This window comes from Streptomyces rectiviolaceus, from assembly GCF_039533825.1.
GTDB lineage: Bacteria > Actinomycetota > Actinomycetes > Streptomycetales > Streptomycetaceae > Streptomyces > Streptomyces rectiviolaceus.
Genome location: NZ_BAAAUG010000084.1, coordinates 143,813 through 159,728, shown reverse-complemented (window position 1 = coordinate 159,728; position 15,916 = coordinate 143,813). Strand labels below are relative to the sequence as shown.

The window sequence follows — 15,916 nt, the reverse complement described above, 5'->3', positions numbered from 1 at the left end:
GCCCGGTGCGCCAGGCCGTCCGCAGTGCGGCGCGCGGCGCCTACCGGCACGGGGTGCAGCGCGTGGCCCCGGTGATCCGGCGAATGGGCGAGCTGTGAACCGCGGGCGAGCTGTGAACCGCGGGCGAGCTGTGATCCCCCACCCCACTCAAGGAGCCCCCATGTCCCATCCCGCCCCAGGGAGCGCGCCGGCCCGCCGCGTCCTCGCGGTCATCCCGGCCCGCGGCGGCTCCAAGGGCGTGCCCGCCAAGAACCTCGCCCCGGTCGGCGGTGTGCCCCTGGTGGCGCGCGCCATCCGCGAGTGCCTGGCCGCGCGGCTCGTCACGGACGTCGTCGTCTCCACGGACGACCACGTGATCGCCGAGGCGGCGCGCTCGGCGGGCGCCGAAGTGGTGCTCCGCCCCGCGGCGATCGCGGGGGACACCGCGACCAGCGAGGCGGCGGTCCTGCACGCGATGGACGCGCACGAGTCGCTGCACTCCGTCGCGGTGGACGTCGTCCTGCTCGTGCAGTGCACAAGCCCCTTCATCGTCCGCGAGGACCTCGACGGCGTCGTCGGCTCGATCATCGATGGCGGCGCGGACACGGCACTGACCGTCGCGCCCTTCCACGGCTTCGTGTGGCGGGACGCCGACGACGAGCCCGCGGCTCTCGACGCGCGACGCACAGGCGAGATGGGTGGCACCACGAAGGTCGCCAACTCGACGGCCACAGACGGTGGTTACGGCGTCAACCACGACAAGTCCTTCCGCCCGCGCCGCCAGGACCGCCCCCAGGACCTCCTGGAGACCGGCGCGGTCTACGGCATGGACGTGACCGGCTTCCGCGACCACAAGCACCGCTTCTTCGGCCGCACCGAGCTGGTCCGCACGGACCCGGCGCGCGTCCTGGAGATCGACGACCCGCACGACCTCGCCCGCGCCCGGGCGCTCGCGCCCCTCTTCGACTCCGGCCGGGCCGACGCCCTTCCGACCCGCGACGACATCGACGCGGTCGTACTCGACTTCGACGGCACCCAGACGGACGACAGGGTGCTGATCGACTCCGAAGGACGGGAGTTCGTCTCCGTGCACCGCGGGGACGGCCTCGGCATCGCGGCCCTGCGTGACTCGGGGATTCCGCTGCTGATCCTGTCCACGGAACAGAACCCGGTCGTCGCCGCGCGGGCCAGGAAGCTGAAGCTTCCCGTCCTGCACGGCATCGACCGCAAGGACCTCGCACTCAAGCAGTGGTGCGAGGAGCAGGGCATCGCTCCCGAGCGCGTGCTCTACGTCGGAAACGACGTCAACGACCTCCCCTGCTTCGGCCTTGTCGGCTGGCCGGTGGCGGTCGCGAGCGCCCACGACGTCGTACGCGGCGCCGCACGCGCGGTCACCGCTCTCCCCGGTGGTGACGGCGCGATCCGAGAGATCGCCGCATGGATCCTCGGCCCCTCCCTCAACAAGTAAGGAAAGTTCCTGTCATGAGCTCTACGATCTCCAACTCCCGTCTGCGCACCTTCGGTTCGAAGACCGCAGGCCCCGGTCAGCCCGTCTACATCACCGGTGAGATCGGCATCAACCACAACGGCGAGCTCGACAACGCGCTCGCGCTGATCGACGTGGCCGCCGACGCCGGCTGCGACGCGGTCAAGTTCCAGAAGCGCACCCCGGAGATCTGCACCCCGCGCGACCAGTGGGACATCGAGCGCGACACCCCCTGGGGCCGGATGACGTACATCGACTACCGCCACCGCGTGGAGTTCGGCGAGTCCGAGTACCAGGCCATCGGTGAGCACTGCAAGAAGCGCGGCATCGACTGGTTCGCGTCCCCGTGGGACACCGAGGCCGTCACCTTCCTGGAGAAGTTCGACGTCCCGGCCCACAAGGTCGCCTCCGCCTCCCTGACGGACGACGAGCTCCTGCGCTCGCTGCGCGCCACGGGCCGCACGGTCATCCTCTCCACGGGCATGTCGACCCCGAAGCAGATCCGCCACGCGGTCGAGGTGTTGGGCTCCGACAACATCCTGCTCTGCCACGCCACGTCGACGTACCCGGCGAAGGCGGAGGAGCTGAACCTCCGCGTCATCAACACCCTCCAGCAGGAGTTCCCGAACGTCCCGATCGGCTACTCCGGCCACGAGACGGGCCTGCAGACCACGCTCGCCGCGGTCGCCCTCGGCGCCACCTTCGTGGAGCGCCACATCACCCTCGACCGCGCCATGTGGGGCTCGGACCAGGCGGCCTCCGTGGAGCCCCAGGGCCTCACCCGCCTCGTCCGCGACATCCGCACCATCGAGGCCTCCCTCGGTGACGGCGTCAAGAAGGTCTACGAGTCGGAGCTCGGCCCGATGAAGAAGCTGCGCCGCGTCGCGGGCGTCGTCGCCGAGGCCGACGCGGCCGAGGCGGCCGAGCGCGAGCCGGTCGCGGTCTGAGCGCGCTGACGCTCTTACCGGGATTTCCCACCGGGACCTACTGGCCCACCCCCAAGGACAGGACACGGTCATACGACGATGAGCCCCCGACCCGGGCCGACGGCCCCCACCGCTGCGGCGCCCACCACCCTGGCGTTCGTAGAGAGCCCTGTGCAGCTCCTCAACGTCCTTGAGTGGGCGCATTCGGCGGGGGCGACCGGCCCGGCCGGGGGTCTCACCGTCGTCGTCCTCTCCCCGAACGACCCCATGACCCGCGGCCAGCTGCGCCGCATGGCCCAGCTCGCCCGCGACGAGGGCCTGAACGTCCGCTGGGAGGAGGCGCGCGGCGGCGCGGCTGCTCCCTTCCAGACCATCGGCGGCCTGACGGGCGCGCTGCGGGCGGCGGACCGGATCGTGATCGGCGACCCGTTCTCGCGCTACGTACAACTGCTCCTGACGATCACGCGGGCCCGCTCGCTGGTGGTCGTGGACGACGGAACGGCCACGATGGAGTTCGTGGCCCAACTGGCGGCGGGCGAACGGCTGGTGCGCTGGCACCGCCGGGGCGGCCGCCCCGGCGTACGCGACATCGCCTTCGCCCCGATCTCGGCCTCCGCCCGCCGCCGCCTGACGCCCGGCGGCAAGCGCACGGTGGAGGTCTTCTCCTCCATGCCGATCGACTCGGCGCCGGACGGGGTGCGGGTGACGGTGAACACCTTCGCCTGGACGAGGGAGCGTTTCGGCCCTCCCCGGGTCTCGAAGGGCGCGGACCTGGTAGGCACGTCCCTCGTGGAGACGGGCGTGGTGGACCCGGACAGCTACATGGAGGCGGTCCGCACGCTGTCCCGCGCACACGGCGCGACGCGCTACTTCGCACACCGCCGCGAGAGCTCCGAGAAACTCCACCGCCTGGCGGTCGAGACGGGCTTGCAGGTGGTCCGCCCCGACCTCCCCCTCGAACTGATCGCCCGCCGAGGCCCGATCGGCCGCACGATCCTGAGCTTCCCGTCGACGGTGGTCCACACCTTGCCCCTGGCCCTGGCGGGCACGGAGGTCCGCGTCGCGGTCTGCGACATCGACCCGGCCTGGCTGACGGAGAACGCGTCACCGCGGGCCCAGGGCTTCCTCTCGGGCGTAACGGGAACGGCCCGGGACGTACACCGCCTGGCGTCGGTGGCTTCCTCGCCCCAGGGGGTCGTGGCTACGGCGTGACGTCCGCCGTGGCCTTGATCGCCGCGATGAGGGCGGCGAGCTGGGGCCGGCCGGTGGTGAGGATCTCCTCCGGGGTGTCGCTTTCCCGGAGGTGGATGGTGTCGGTGGGGCCGGTGGTTATGTATACGCAGGAGGAACCTTCCTCGCTGTAGGTGGACTTCTGCCAGTTCGGCTCCGGGATCGGTTCGGTCATCGGCGTGCCTTTCACAGGTCCTGGGCGATGCGGTGGATGAGCTCGCGGGACGCGGCGGGCTCCAGGGAGACCTTCTCCATGCGGGCCAGTACGAGTCGGTACTACCCGCCCCTCCACCGCGCGAGGGAAGACGACCGGACGGGCCAAGGGGCGGGACTCTCGACCACTGCCGTGGGGCCGTTCGGTCTTCCTGCCGGGTGCGGACTGTTCGTCGAGGGGGCCCGGGGGGGGCAGGACGTGCGCGGTCGCTCCGGGGATGGGCATCGGTCTCGTCAAGCGGCTGCCGACCGGATCTTCCGGGGTGACCGTCAGGGGTCTTGGCGCCGGGGCGGGGCTTTGCTGCTCCGGCGGTGGTGTTGGTGCCGGGGCCGCCCGGTTGTCCTGAGGTTGGCGGTTCCGGGCCGGGTGTAAAGGGCGCTCCCTTCGGTCGCGTCGGCTGCGCCGATTCCGCTTCGCTCCACCCTTGACACCCAACCCTCCACCGCGCGAGGGAAGACGACCGGACGGCCCGAGGGGCGGGACTCTCGACCACTGCCGTCACCTCATTCGGCATTCCTGCCGGGTGCGGACCAGTTCGTCGGGGGTGGCCGCCAGGTGGCGCAGGGCGTGCGCGGGTGCTCCGGGGTGGGTGCTGGTCTCGTCAAGCGGGTGCGGACTGGTTCGTCGGGGTGGGCGGAGGCGGCAGAGGGGGCGCGGTCGCTCGGGGGAGGGGTGCCGGTCTCGTCAAGCGGCTACCGGCCGGATCTTCCGGAACGGCCGCCCGGGGATGGGGTGCGCGGCTGTTCCGGGGAGGGGTGCGGGTCTCGTCATGCGGCTACCGGCCGGGCTTTCGGGGTGGGCGTCACGGGGCTGGCGTGCGCCAACGCCTGCTGCTGGGCGTGGGTTTCATCAAGCGGCTGCCGACTGGTTGGTTGTTCCGGCGTGGCCGCCTGGGCAGGGAGCGTGTGAGCGCCGGTATCGGCAGTCCATGTCGACGGGAGGCGTCTGCCATTCGCTGTCGGGCGTTGCGGAGGGCGGTTCGTCGGTGGCTCGTAGAGCGGATTGCAAGAAAGTCGCACGATGGGGAGGGGCGTGGGGGTCGGTGTTGGTGAGACTTTTCTGCATCCGGGCTTGCGGGGCACCTACTTTGGCAAAGTTGTGTTCTGGCAGAAGGGGGGCGCGCGTGTTTCGCGATGCGCCTTCTCGGAATTAGGTGCCGGACCCCCCGGCCCCTCTCGGAGCCCGATGCTCCCCAACGGCCCGCCGGGCAGGGGTGCGCCAGTCCCCAAGCCCCCCTCCCGCCAGCTCCAACACCACCATCCGCCCATCTCCTCACCCCCCAGGACTGGCCGACGAAAGACCCCATCGCTCCCGCTGCCGCTGCGTGACGGGACACGCTCTTCCTGCCGACCACGCACGATGGGCCGGTCGACAGCCGCCTAACGAGACCGGCGCCCACCCCGGGAGCGACCGCGCACACCTGCCACCTGGCGACCACCCCCGACGAACCGGCCGGTAGCCGCTTGACGAGACCCGGGCCCCCTCCCCGGACCGCATCGCGCACCCCGGCCCGTGAGGGTGCCCTGCGACGAACCAGTCGCCAGCCGCTTGACGAGACCAGCACCCCTCCCCGGAGCAGTCGCGCGCCCCATCCCGGGCGGTCACCCTGGAAGATCCGGTCGGCAGTCGCTTGACGAGACCGGTGCCCCTGCCCGGACCGGCCGCGCACCCCTGACCCGTGACGGTGCCCTGCGACGAACTAGTCCGCACCCGGCAGGAATGCGGGATGGCCTCACGGCAGTGGTCGAGAGTCCCGCCCCTTGGGCCGTCCGGTCGTCTTCCCTCGCGCGGTGGAGGGACGGGTGTCAAGGGTGAAGCGCAGCGCAATCGGCGAAGCCGACGCGACCGAAGGGAGCGCCCTTTACACCCGGTCCGGAACCGCCAACCTCAGGACAACCGGGCGGCCCCGGTAACCGATTCAGCCGCCGGAGCAGCGAAGCCGCCGTTCGCCTTGCGATTCCGCGGGCGGGGACGAGGCGATGCCTCGCGATGCCGAGTCACCGTGCCGTGGGCGGGGTGATGCACACGGGGCCAGTTGGCAACCCGCCCGCGTGGCGTCGGCGTCCACGGGGGGTGTTAGCGTGATTGTCCGAGCGATGACCAGTTCGCTCACGGAGATCCAAGGAGGTGTGTTGATGACTGTCGTGGAGACGCCTGCCGTACGCGGCGCCCGGATCATCCTCACCTCCCGAGCCTCGTCCTGACCTTCGCCTGCCTTCCTCCCCCATAGGGAGTGTTTTTGGCACGCCTGTCGTCCGGCGGGGCCCCCGTTCAAGGGTCTCCACGTTGTTTCATCAATCCACTGCATCCCCACCTGCTCCCTCTCGTGAGCGCCTCCTGACTCTGGCCGACTACGGCTGGGACACGGAACGTGAGCGCTCCTTCGCCCCGTCGCGGGCCGAGGGACTGGTTCCCCCCGCCGTGCCCCTGAAGCAGATCTCGCGCCAAGTGCGCGCCCTCAAGCAGTCCCCCCACTTCAAGGCATGACGGACAGGACGGAAAGGAATCAGGTCATGGACCTTCCCCGCATCTTCACCATCCGCGAGAGCAACCACCGCATCCACAACCCGCTGACCGCGGACAAGTTCGCGACCCTGGGCGAATCGCTGTGCCTCCCCGCCGGGACACGGGTACTCGACCTGGCCAGCGGCTCGGGCGAGATGCTGTGCACCTGGGCACGTGACCTGGGCTTCACGGGTACCGGGGTCGACATCAGCACGCTCTTCACCGAGCAGGCCCAGGCCCGCGCCGCCGAACTCGGCGTCGCCGACCGGGTCGAGTTCATCCACGGCGACGCCGCCGGCCATGTCGCCGACCAGCCGGTCGATCTGGCCGCCTGTGTCGGCGCCACCTGGATCGGAAACGGCGTCGCCGGAACGACCGAGCTGCTCCAGCGCAGCCTGCGCCCCGGAGGAATGATGCTGATCGGCGAGCCGTACTGGCGGCAGACCCCGCCGGACGAGGAGACCGCCAAGGCATGCCACGCCACCGCCATCGCCGACTTCCTGGGACTCCCGGAACTGATCGGGCAGTTCCAGGAGCTCGGGTACGACGTAGTGGAGATGACGCTGGCCGACCAGGACAGCTGGGACCGCTACGCCGCGGCCCAGTGGCTCAGCATGCGCCGCTGGCTCGACCAGAACTCGGACGACGAACTCACACCCGAGGTAAGGGAAGAACTCACCACCGAGCCCGCCCGCTACGCCCGCTCCACGCGTGAGTATCTCGGCTGGGGCGTCTTCGCCCTCATGAAGCGCTGACGGCTCCGTCGTCCCGTGCGGGGCCCTGACGTCGTATCGTCTGGTCCCGCATGGGGACCGACCCAGCTGACCGGGAAACTCTCTTCTGCGCATGCTCCTGTCCCTCCGTGGTACCTGTGGAGGGCCCGGCGGGGGCGAGCGAGTATGCGCGTATGACCAGCCCTTATCCCCCGGAAGGGCAGGGAGTGTACCCATCTCGACCAGCGCCCATGCGCTGCGCGGCCACTTTTTCTTACCCTATCGGGCTGAACTTTTGTTGATCGTGGGTCAGTTGACCCACGCGCCGCCCTACCCTTCAGAGGGTGAACCAACTGATGTCACATGAGTCCGAGCGAGGGTCCGGGGCCGATCTGCCCGGGGAAGCAGCGGGGGGCGTCCCCGGGGAAGCAGCACTCCCGGGTGTGCTCCCGGAAGCCCTGCGCGTCGAACTCATCGCCTTCCGCCGCGACTTGCACATGCACCCCGAGCTCGGGAACCAGGAGTTCCGCACCACCGCGGCCCTCAAGGCCCGGCTCGAACGCGCGGGGCTCGAACCCCGCGTACTCGACATCGGTACGGGGCTCATCTGTGACATCGGCACGGGTGAACAAGAAGGCCGGGCGCGCCCCATGCTCGCCCTGCGCGCCGACATCGACGCGCTGCCCATCCCGGACACCAAGCTCGGCGTCCCGTACCGCTCCACCGTGCCCGACCGCGCCCACGCCTGTGGGCACGACGTGCACACCACCGTGGTGCTCGGGGCGGGGCTCGTCCTCGCCGAGCTCGCGAAGCACGGGCAACTGCCGCAGCCCGTACGCCTGATCTTCCAGCCCGCCGAGGAAGTCCTGCCCGGCGGTGCGCCCGACGCCATCGAGTCCGGGGTGCTGGAGGGTGTGGGGCGCATCATCGGCGTGCATTGCGATCCCCGCGTCGACGCCGGGAAGATCGGGCTGCGGCACGGCGCCATCACCTCCGCCTGCGACCGGCTTGAAGTCTCGCTCGACGGAGCGGGGGGCCACACCGCGCGCCCCCACCTCACCACCGATCTCGTCACCGCCGCCGCCAAGGTCGTCACCGAGGTCCCCGCCCTGGTCGCCCGGCGTATCGACGCCCGCTCGGGGCTCGCGGTGACCTGGGGCCGCATCGAGTCCGGGCACGCCTGCAACGTCATCCCGCAGCACGCCGAACTCTCCGGCACCGTCCGCTGCCTGGACCTCACCGCCTGGCGGAAGGCGCCCGACCTGGTGCACGGAGCCATCCAGGAGATCGCCGACCTGTACCGCGCCAAGTCCGAGGTGAACTACATCCGGGGCGTCCCTCCCGTCGTGAACGACCCGGACGTGACCGATCTGTTGAGCGAGGCCATGCGCCTGCGCCTCGGCCCGCACTCCGTCGAGGACACCGAACAGAGCCTGGGGGGAGAGGACTTCTCCTGGTATCTCGAGCACGTTCCCGGCGCCATGGCCCGCCTCGGCGTCCGTACGCCCGGCGAGCGCACCGTCCGCGATCTGCACCAGGGCGACTTCGACGCGGACGAGTCGGCGATCACGGTGGGCGTCGAGATGTTCACCGCCGCCGCGCTGCTCGACGGGGCGCGGTAGGTAACCACCGCTATCGGCCGGTTACGGCGGACCCGTTCATCCGGACGTAACCGGCCCTCGGCACGAATAGGTAACGGCAGTGCGAAACCCCGTTCCCCTCCCTTTCTACGCGCGTTACTGTGCGCCGAAATCAGGCCCGTCAAGGGTGCTTTGGGGAACGTAAGGGGTGCGTCCTATGCGTCTTCGTCGAGGATCTCGTGGAACCCGAGGATCGAGGCTCTCCCAAGTGGCCGTCGTGGTGGCGTCCCTCGCCCTCGCGGCCTCAGCGTGCGGCAAGACCAGCAACGAGGCGTCGGAGGAAGAAGGCAAGGACGACAAGTCCGCCGGGGCGTCGAAGTACTCGGGCAAGGGCGTCGGCCTCGCGTACGACATCGGCGGCCAGGGCGACCAGTCGTTCAACGACGCCGCGTACGCCGGATACGCGAAGGCCCGCAAGGACTTCAAGATCGGCGGCGTGGACATGGAGCCGGGCGACGGCGAGTCCAGTGCCGACAAGGTGCAGCGGATCGAGCAGCTGGCCAAGCAGGGCTACAACCCGGTCGTCGGCGTCGGTTACATCTACGCCCCCGCCATCAAGGAGGCCGCGGCGAAGTTCCCCAAGACCACCTTCGGAATCATCGACGACAACACCGTCAAGGCGGACAACGTCGCCGATCTTGTGTTCCATGAGGAGCAGGGGTCCTATCTGGCGGGCGTCGCCGCCGCCAAGGCCACCAAGGCCGATCACGTCGGGTTCATCGGCGGCGTGGACATCCCGCTCATCCACAAGTTCGAGGCGGGCTTCGTCCAGGGCGTCAAGGACACGAACCCCAAGGTCAAGGTCGAGAAGCAGTATCTGACCGAGAAGCCCGAGGACGGCGGCTTCAGCAGCCCCGACAAGGGCCAGAACGCGGCCAGCGGCCAGATCGAGTCGGGCGCCGACGTGCTCTACCACGCGGCGGGGCTCTCCGGGCAGGGCGTGATCCAGGAGGCCGGCTCCCAGAAGGTGTGGGCGATCGGCGTCGACTCCGACCAGTACAAGCAGAAGGCCCTGGCCAAGCACAAGGACTACATCCTCGGCTCGGCCCTCAAGGATGTCGGCGGAGCCGTCTACGACCTCACGAAGTCAGTCGTCGAGGGCAAGCCGATCACGGGCGAGCAGCGCTACGACCTGAAGTCGGGACGCGTCGGGTTCGCCGACTCGAATCCGAAGTACACGGCGATGAAGGACGTGGTCGCCGCCGTGGAGAAGGCCGAGAAGGACATCGTCGACGGCAAGGTCACGGTCGAGACCACGCCGTAGCTCACTCCGCGGCCCGGCGTACGAAGAGGTGGGGCGTCCCGCAGTGTGCGGGGCGCCCCACCGTGCGTACATGCTCCCGCCACCTCGCGGCCACAGCTCGATAACGGACGGGACAGAAGGGTTCTTATGTCAGGTCTACGCGCGTTACGCTGCGGCGAAATCAGCGCCAGGTGAGGCGCTCGTACGTGCTTGTGCTTGCTTGTACATAAGGAGTTCCTCTCTATGCGCCGGGTTTCCCGAATAGCCGCAGCGGGCGTCGCGACCGCCGCACTCGCCGTCTCCGCCACCGCCTGCGGCGGCACGTCCAGCGATGCCGCAGGCTCCAAGAGCGGCGGCAAGAGCAAGGGCGTCGCCATCGCGTACGACGTCGGCGGCAAGGGCGACCAGTCCTTCAACGACGCCGCGACCGCCGGTATGGACAAGGCCGCCAAGGACCTGAAGATCGGCAAGAAGGCCGTCGAGCCGAGCGACGGGGAGTCCGACGCCGACAAGACGCAGCGCCTCACCGAGCTGGTCAAGCAGGGCTACAACCCGGTGATCGGCGTCGGTTACGCCTACGCTCCCGCGGTCAAGGAAGTCTCCGCGAAGTACCCGAAGGTCACCTTCGGCATCGTCGACGACGAGACGGTCAAGGCCAAGAACGTCGCCGACCTGGTCTTCAGCGAGCAGGAGGCCTCGTACCTCGCGGGCGTCACCGCCGCCAAGACGACCAAGAGCAAGACCGTCGGCTTCGTCGGCGGCGTGGACGTACCGCTGATCCACAAGTTCGAGGCGGGCTACGTCCAGGGCGTCAAGGACACGAACCCCAAGGTCAAGGTCGTCAAGCAGTACCTGACGGAGAAGGCCGAGGACGGCGGCTTCACCAGCCCCGACAAGGGCAAGACCGCCGCGCAGGGCCAGATCGAGGACGGCGCCGACGTGGTCTACCACGCCGCCGGTCTCTCCGGTCAGGGCGTCATCGAGGCCGCCGCCGCCAAGAAGGTGTGGGCGATCGGTGTCGACTCCGACCAGTACAAGCAGGACGCGCTCGCCAAGTACAAGAAGTACATCCTGACCTCCGCGACGAAGGACGTCGCCGCGTCGGTGTACAACCTGGCGAAGTCCGTCGTCGAGGACAACGCCGAGGGCGGCGTCGTCCGCGCCGACCTCAAGTCCGGTGGCGTCGCGCTCGCCGACTCGAACCCCGAGTTCAAGAAGATGGCCGACCTCCAGGCCGCGCTGAAGAAGGCCGAAGAGGGCATCACCAGCGGCAAGATCAAGGTCAAGGCGACGCCGTAACGACCGTCGTGACGGCCGCGGTGACCGCCTCCACGGCGGTCGCCGCAGCCGTAACAACAGCGTGATGGTCGCGGAACGGGGTGTGGGGGACGATGGTTTCCCCCGCGCCCCGTTCGCGCGGCCCACTGCTCAACTCCCGTCGAACCAGGGGCGCTACGCGCGTAGGTGGCCCCTTTCCTGAGGATTCCCGAGGAGAGTGCGCCATCGACGCGTCCACCAGCCCTCCGTCCACCGCCAAGGTCTCGGCCGCCCCGGGCGACACCGCCGTTGAACTCACCGGCATCACCAAGCGCTTCCCGGGCGTCGTGGCCAACCACGACATCCGCCTGAGTGTCCGCAAGGGCACCGTGCACGCCCTCGTCGGTGAGAACGGCGCGGGCAAGTCGACCCTGATGAAGATCCTCTACGGCATGCAGAAGCCGGACGAGGGCACCATCTCCGTCGACGGCGCCCAGGTGACGTTCTCCAGCCCCGCCGACGCCATCGCGCGCGGCATCGGCATGGTGCACCAGCACTTCATGCTCGCCGACCAGCTGACGGTCCTGGAGAACATCGTTCTCGGCAGCGAGAAGCTGCACGGCATCGGCGGCGCGGCCCGCCGCAAGATCGCGGAGATATCCGACCGGTACGGCCTCGGGGTGCGCCCCGACGCCATGGTCGAGGACCTCGGCGTAGCCGACCGGCAGCGCGTGGAGATCCTCAAGGTCCTCTACCGCGGCGCCACGACGCTGATCCTGGACGAGCCGACCGCGGTCCTCGTGCCGCAGGAGGTCGACGCGCTCTTCGACAACCTGCGTGAGCTGAAGTCCGAGGGCCTTTCCGTCATCTTCATCTCCCACAAGCTGGGCGAAGTCCTGTCCGTCGCCGACGACATCACCGTCATCCGGCGCGGCACGACCGTCGGCACGGCGATCCCGTCCGAGACGACGCCGCGCCAGCTGGCCGAGCTGATGGTCGGCAGCGAGCTGCCGACGCCGGAGACCGCCGAGTCGACGGTCACCGACCGGGCGATGATCGAGGTCAAGGAGCTCAAGCTGCTCGCCGACGGCGAGTCGGGCCGCGCCCTCCTCGACGACATCTCCTTCACCATCCACGAGGGCGAGGTCCTCGGCCTCGCGGGTGTCGAGGGCAACGGCCAGACCGAGCTGATCGACGCGCTCATCGGCCTCAAGCACGCCGACTCCGGCGTCATCCGCATGGCGGGCGAGGACATCACCGCCATGGCCACGCGCCACCGCCGCGAGCAGGGCGTCGGCTACATCCCCGAGGACCGCCACCGCCACGGCCTCCTCCTGGAGTCGCCGCTCTGGGAGAACCGCATCCTCGGTCACGTCACCGAGAAGCCCAACTCCCGTGGCAAGCGCGGCTTCTGGCTCGACCCCAAGGGCGCGCAGGCCGACACCCGGCGCATCGTCGAGGAGTACGACGTCCGTACCCCCGGCATCGACGTCACGGCCGCCTCGCTCTCCGGCGGCAACCAGCAGAAGCTGATCGTCGGCCGCGAGATGAGCCACAAGCCCCGCTTCCTGATCGCCGCCCACCCCACCCGCGGTGTGGACGTCGGCGCGCAGGCCCAGATCTGGGACCAGATCCGCGAGGCGCGGCGCGAAGGACTCGCCGTACTCCTCATCTCCGCTGACCTGGACGAGCTGATCGGCCTCTCCGACACCCTCCGCGTGATCTACCGCGGACGGCTCGTCGCCGATGCCGACCCGGCCACCATCACGCCGGAGGAGCTCGGCTCGGCGATGACCGGCGCGGCATCCGGCCACCTCGAACACGTAGAAGAAGACCTAGAAGAGCACGTAGAAGAAGACCCCGAAGAGGGCTCTGTCGGCACTTCGGAGGACGAGGCCCGATGAAGAAGTTCGACAAGGAGCGCGTGCTCCTCGCGGTGGCCGGACCGGTCATCGCCCTTGTCGTGGCCGTGGCGCTGACCTCGGTCGTGCTGCTCGCGTCGGGCAAGAACCCGATCGAGCCGTACACCCTGATGCTGGAGCAGATCAGCTACTCCGACGTCCAGGTCCTGACCATCAACCAGGCCGGGATGTACTACCTGGCCGCGCTCGCGGTGGCCATCGGCTTCCGCATGAACCTGTTCAACATCGGCGTGGACGGGCAGTACCGCCTCGCCGCGGTGACCACCGCGGTCGTCGGCGCGCACGTGGCGCTGCCGGCGCCGCTCCAGATCCCGCTCCTGATGCTGGTCGCCATGCTCACCGGCGCCTTCTGGGCGGGCATCGCGGGCATCCTCAAGACCACCCGCGGGGTCAGCGAGGTCGTCGCGACGATCATGCTCAACGCCATCGCGACGAGCGTCATCGGCTACATGACCCTCACCGACAACTTCGGTGTCCCGGTCGGCAACAACCAGACCACCGGCGAGATGCACAAGTCCGGCTGGTTCCCCGGCATCAGCATGGGCGAGTCCGGCGAGATCTACGGCTTCGTGATCATCGCCGCGCTCGCGGGCGTCCTGTACTGGCTGGTCCTCAACCGCACCCGCTTCGGCTTCGACCTGCGCGCCACCGGCGCCTCCACGTCGGCCGCCGCGGCCTCCGGTGTGAACGCCAAGCGCATGGTGCTCAGCGCGATGCTGATCTCCGGCGCGGTCGCGGGCCTCGCGGGCATGCCGATCCTGCTCGGCGACACCCACACCTACAGCCTCAGCTTCCCCGCGGGGCTCGGCTTCACCGGCATCGGCATCGCACTGCTCGGCCGCAACAACCCGGTCGGCATCGCTTTCGCCTCGCTGCTCTGGGCCTTCCTCGACAAGGCGTCGCCCGCCCTCGACTACGCCACTCCGGTCGCGTACGACAAGGAGATCGCGGTGATCATGCAGGGCCTCATCGTGATCGCGGTCGTCGTCTCCTACGAGGCCGTACGCCGCTGGGGCCTGAGCCGTCAGCAGCGCCGGGTCGGCGAGGAACTGGCCGCGGCCGCCCGCAATGACAACGGCAACGACGGCAACGACGGCAACGACGGCAACAACGACACCGTGAAGGAGGTGGCTGCCCGATGAGCTCGGCAACCGTAGCCAAGCCCCCGGCCAAGCAGCCCGCGCCGGGCCGCCGCCGCATCTCGCTCCCCGTCCTCCTCCTGGTGATCGCGGGAGTCCTCGTCCTGACGTCCGTGGTCCGCATGATCACCGACGCGGACGGCATCACCTCCACAGGCCAGATGTCCACCGCGCTGCGGCTCGCCGTACCGATCGGCCTCGCCGGCCTCGGCGGTCTGTGGGCCGAGCGCGCGGGCGTGGTCAACATCGGCCTTGAGGGCATGCTCATCCTCGGCACCTGGTTCGGCGCGTTCGCCGGTTACCAGTGGGGCCCGTGGGTCGGCATCCTGTTCGGCATCCTCGGCGGCGCGCTCGGCGGTCTGCTGCACGCGATCGTCACGGTCACCTTCAACGTCAACCACATCGTCTCCGGTGTGGCCCTCAACATCCTGGCCCTGGGCGCCACCCGCTACCTCTCCACCTTCGCCTTCGAGGGCAAGGAGGGCGGTACGTCCAAGCAGTCGCCGCCGGTCGACTCGCTGGGCAGCTTCTCCGTGCCAGGCCTCTCCGACTGGCTGCAGGACCTGAACGAGAAGCACTGGTTCCTCGTCTCGGACCTCGCGGGCCTGCTCGGCGGCCTGTTCACGGACCTCTCGCCGCTCACCGTCATCGCCGTCGCGATGGTGCCGCTGAGCTGGTGGGTCCTGTGGCGTACGTCGTTCGGTCTGCGCCTGCGCTCCTGCGGCGAGAACCCGGTCGCGGCCGAGTCCCTCGGCGTGAACGTCTACAAGTACAAGTACCTCGCGGTGATCATCTCCGGCGGTCTGGCGGGCCTGGGCGGCGCGTTCCTCTCCCTGGTCGCCTCGAACATCTACCTGGAGGGCCAGACCGGCGGGCGCGGCTACATCGGCCTCGCCGCGATGATCTTCGGCAACTGGATGCCGGGCGGACTCGCGCTCGGTGCCGGCCTGTTCGGTTACACCGACAGCCTGAAGCTCCGGGGCGGCGGCACGAACGTGCACGCGCTGCTCCTGCTGCTGGCGATCCTGCTGGTCATCGGCGCGATCTACCTCGTCTGGCGCAAGCGTTACATCCCCGCGGCGATCACCGCGGCCGTCTCGGCGCTGATGTTCGCGTGGTACGGCTTGACCGACGAGGTGCCCAACCAGGTCGTCACCGCGACGCCGTACGTCGTCACGCTGCTCGTGCTCTCGCTCTCCGCCCAGCGGTTGCGGATGCCGAAGGCGGACGGCCAGCCCTACCGAAAGGGACAAGGAACGTGACCGAGACCGACTGGGACGCGCTGCGGGATGCTGCGCGCGAGGCCATGTCCCGTGCGTACGCGCCCTACTCAGGCTTCCCGGTCGGTGCCGCGGCCCTCGTGGACGACGGCCGCACGGTGTCGGGCTGCAACGTGGAGAACGCGTCGTACGGCCTCGGCCTGTGCGCCGAGTGCGGCCTGGTCTCGCAGCTCCAGCTCACCGGCGGCGGCCGTCTGACGCACTTCACGTGCGTGGACGGCAAGGGCGAGATCCTGATGCCGTGCGGCCGCTGCCGCCAGCTGCTCTACGAGTTCGGCGGCGCGACGCTCCTCCTGGAGACGGCCGCGGGCATCCGGACACTGGGGGAGATGCTGCCGGACCCGTTCGGCCCGGAGCACCTCAACTGATCGTCGCCCCTTGC

At 69.6% G+C, this 15,916-nt stretch carries 12 protein-coding genes; 11 read left to right on the top strand and 1 reads right to left on the bottom strand.

Annotation, left to right across the window (positions count from 1 at the left end):
* Positions 1-160: 160 nt before the first annotated feature.
* The 3 genes from ABD378_RS24130 to ABD378_RS24120 all read left to right on the top strand — a co-directional run bounded on the left by ABD378_RS24130 (position 161) and on the right by ABD378_RS24120 (position 3,603).
* Positions 161-1,447, top strand: coding sequence for a cytidylyltransferase domain-containing protein (locus tag ABD378_RS24130; RefSeq protein ID WP_344523597.1), 1,287 nt, complete (start codon positions 161-163; stop codon positions 1,445-1,447).
* A gap of 26 nt (positions 1,448-1,473) precedes the next feature.
* Positions 1,474-2,412, top strand: a complete 939-nt coding sequence (locus ABD378_RS24125; RefSeq protein WP_386546724.1) for an N-acetylneuraminate synthase family protein — start codon at positions 1,474-1,476, stop codon at positions 2,410-2,412.
* A gap of 78 nt (positions 2,413-2,490) precedes the next feature.
* Entirely contained in the window at positions 2,491-3,603 is a 1,113-nt protein-coding gene (locus ABD378_RS24120; RefSeq protein WP_344523593.1) for a hypothetical protein, read from the top strand.
* Here the strand turns inward: ABD378_RS24120 and ABD378_RS24115 are convergent.
* Positions 3,593-3,796, bottom strand: coding sequence for a DUF397 domain-containing protein (locus ABD378_RS24115; protein WP_344523591.1), 204 nt, complete (start codon positions 3,794-3,796; stop codon positions 3,593-3,595). The two genes, ABD378_RS24120 and ABD378_RS24115, sit on opposite strands and share 11 nt — an antisense overlap.
* Positions 3,797-6,348: 2,552 nt before the next feature.
* On the opposite strand from ABD378_RS24115, the gene ABD378_RS24110 reads away from it, so the two are divergent.
* The 8 genes from ABD378_RS24110 to ABD378_RS24075 all read left to right on the top strand — a co-directional run bounded on the left by ABD378_RS24110 (position 6,349) and on the right by ABD378_RS24075 (position 15,902).
* Positions 6,349-7,095 (top strand): SAM-dependent methyltransferase, encoded by a 747-nt coding sequence (locus tag ABD378_RS24110; RefSeq protein WP_344523589.1) that lies wholly within the window; start codon positions 6,349-6,351, stop codon positions 7,093-7,095.
* A gap of 314 nt (positions 7,096-7,409) precedes the next feature.
* Entirely contained in the window at positions 7,410-8,675 is a 1,266-nt protein-coding gene (locus ABD378_RS24105; protein ID WP_344523617.1) for a M20 family metallopeptidase, read from the top strand.
* 175 nt (positions 8,676-8,850) lie between these two features.
* Complete coding sequence (locus tag ABD378_RS24100) at positions 8,851-9,957, top strand: BMP family lipoprotein (RefSeq protein ID WP_344523587.1); 1,107 nt, start codon at positions 8,851-8,853, stop codon at positions 9,955-9,957.
* A 222-nt stretch (positions 9,958-10,179) separates the two neighbouring features.
* The gene (locus ABD378_RS24095; protein ID WP_344523585.1) at positions 10,180-11,235 is read left to right on the top strand and encodes a BMP family lipoprotein; all 1,056 of its coding nucleotides are present in this window, start codon (positions 10,180-10,182) and stop codon (positions 11,233-11,235) included.
* A gap of 92 nt (positions 11,236-11,327) precedes the next feature.
* The gene (locus tag ABD378_RS24090; protein WP_344523583.1) at positions 11,328-13,097 is read left to right on the top strand and encodes an ABC transporter ATP-binding protein; all 1,770 of its coding nucleotides are present in this window, start codon (positions 11,328-11,330) and stop codon (positions 13,095-13,097) included.
* The gene (locus ABD378_RS24085) at positions 13,094-14,257 is read left to right on the top strand and encodes an ABC transporter permease (RefSeq protein ID WP_344523581.1); all 1,164 of its coding nucleotides are present in this window, start codon (positions 13,094-13,096) and stop codon (positions 14,255-14,257) included. Before ABD378_RS24090 ends, ABD378_RS24085 begins: the two co-directional genes overlap by 4 nt.
* Entirely contained in the window at positions 14,254-15,516 is a 1,263-nt protein-coding gene (locus ABD378_RS24080; RefSeq protein WP_344523579.1) for an ABC transporter permease, read from the top strand. The genes ABD378_RS24085 and ABD378_RS24080 overlap by 4 nt, the downstream gene beginning before the upstream one ends.
* Entirely contained in the window at positions 15,513-15,902 is a 390-nt protein-coding gene (locus tag ABD378_RS24075) for a cytidine deaminase (RefSeq protein ID WP_344523577.1), read from the top strand. Before ABD378_RS24080 ends, ABD378_RS24075 begins: the two co-directional genes overlap by 4 nt.
* The last annotated feature ends 14 nt before the right edge of the window (positions 15,903-15,916 follow it).

Bases quoted from the DNA above. Each gene is read 5' to 3' on its own strand.
- ABD378_RS24100 (WP_344523587.1), top strand. From the start codon at position 8,851: ATGCGTCTTCGTCGAGGATCTCGTGGAACCCGAGGATCGAGGCTCTCC.
- ABD378_RS24095 (WP_344523585.1), top strand. From the start codon at position 10,180: ATGCGCCGGGTTTCCCGAATAGCCGCAGCGGGCGTCGCGACCGCCGCA.
- ABD378_RS24110 (WP_344523589.1), top strand. From the start codon at position 6,349: ATGGACCTTCCCCGCATCTTCACCATCCGCGAGAGCAACCACCGCATC.
- ABD378_RS24115 (WP_344523591.1), bottom strand. From the start codon at position 3,796: ATGACCGAACCGATCCCGGAGCCGAACTGGCAGAAGTCCACCTACAGC.
- ABD378_RS24120 (WP_344523593.1), top strand. From the start codon at position 2,491: ATGAGCCCCCGACCCGGGCCGACGGCCCCCACCGCTGCGGCGCCCACC.
- ABD378_RS24130 (WP_344523597.1), top strand. From the start codon at position 161: ATGTCCCATCCCGCCCCAGGGAGCGCGCCGGCCCGCCGCGTCCTCGCG.
- ABD378_RS24090 (WP_344523583.1), top strand. From the start codon at position 11,328: ATGGTTTCCCCCGCGCCCCGTTCGCGCGGCCCACTGCTCAACTCCCGT.
- ABD378_RS24080 (WP_344523579.1), top strand. From the start codon at position 14,254: ATGAGCTCGGCAACCGTAGCCAAGCCCCCGGCCAAGCAGCCCGCGCCG.
- ABD378_RS24105 (WP_344523617.1), top strand. From the start codon at position 7,410: ATGTCACATGAGTCCGAGCGAGGGTCCGGGGCCGATCTGCCCGGGGAA.
- ABD378_RS24085 (WP_344523581.1), top strand. From the start codon at position 13,094: ATGAAGAAGTTCGACAAGGAGCGCGTGCTCCTCGCGGTGGCCGGACCG.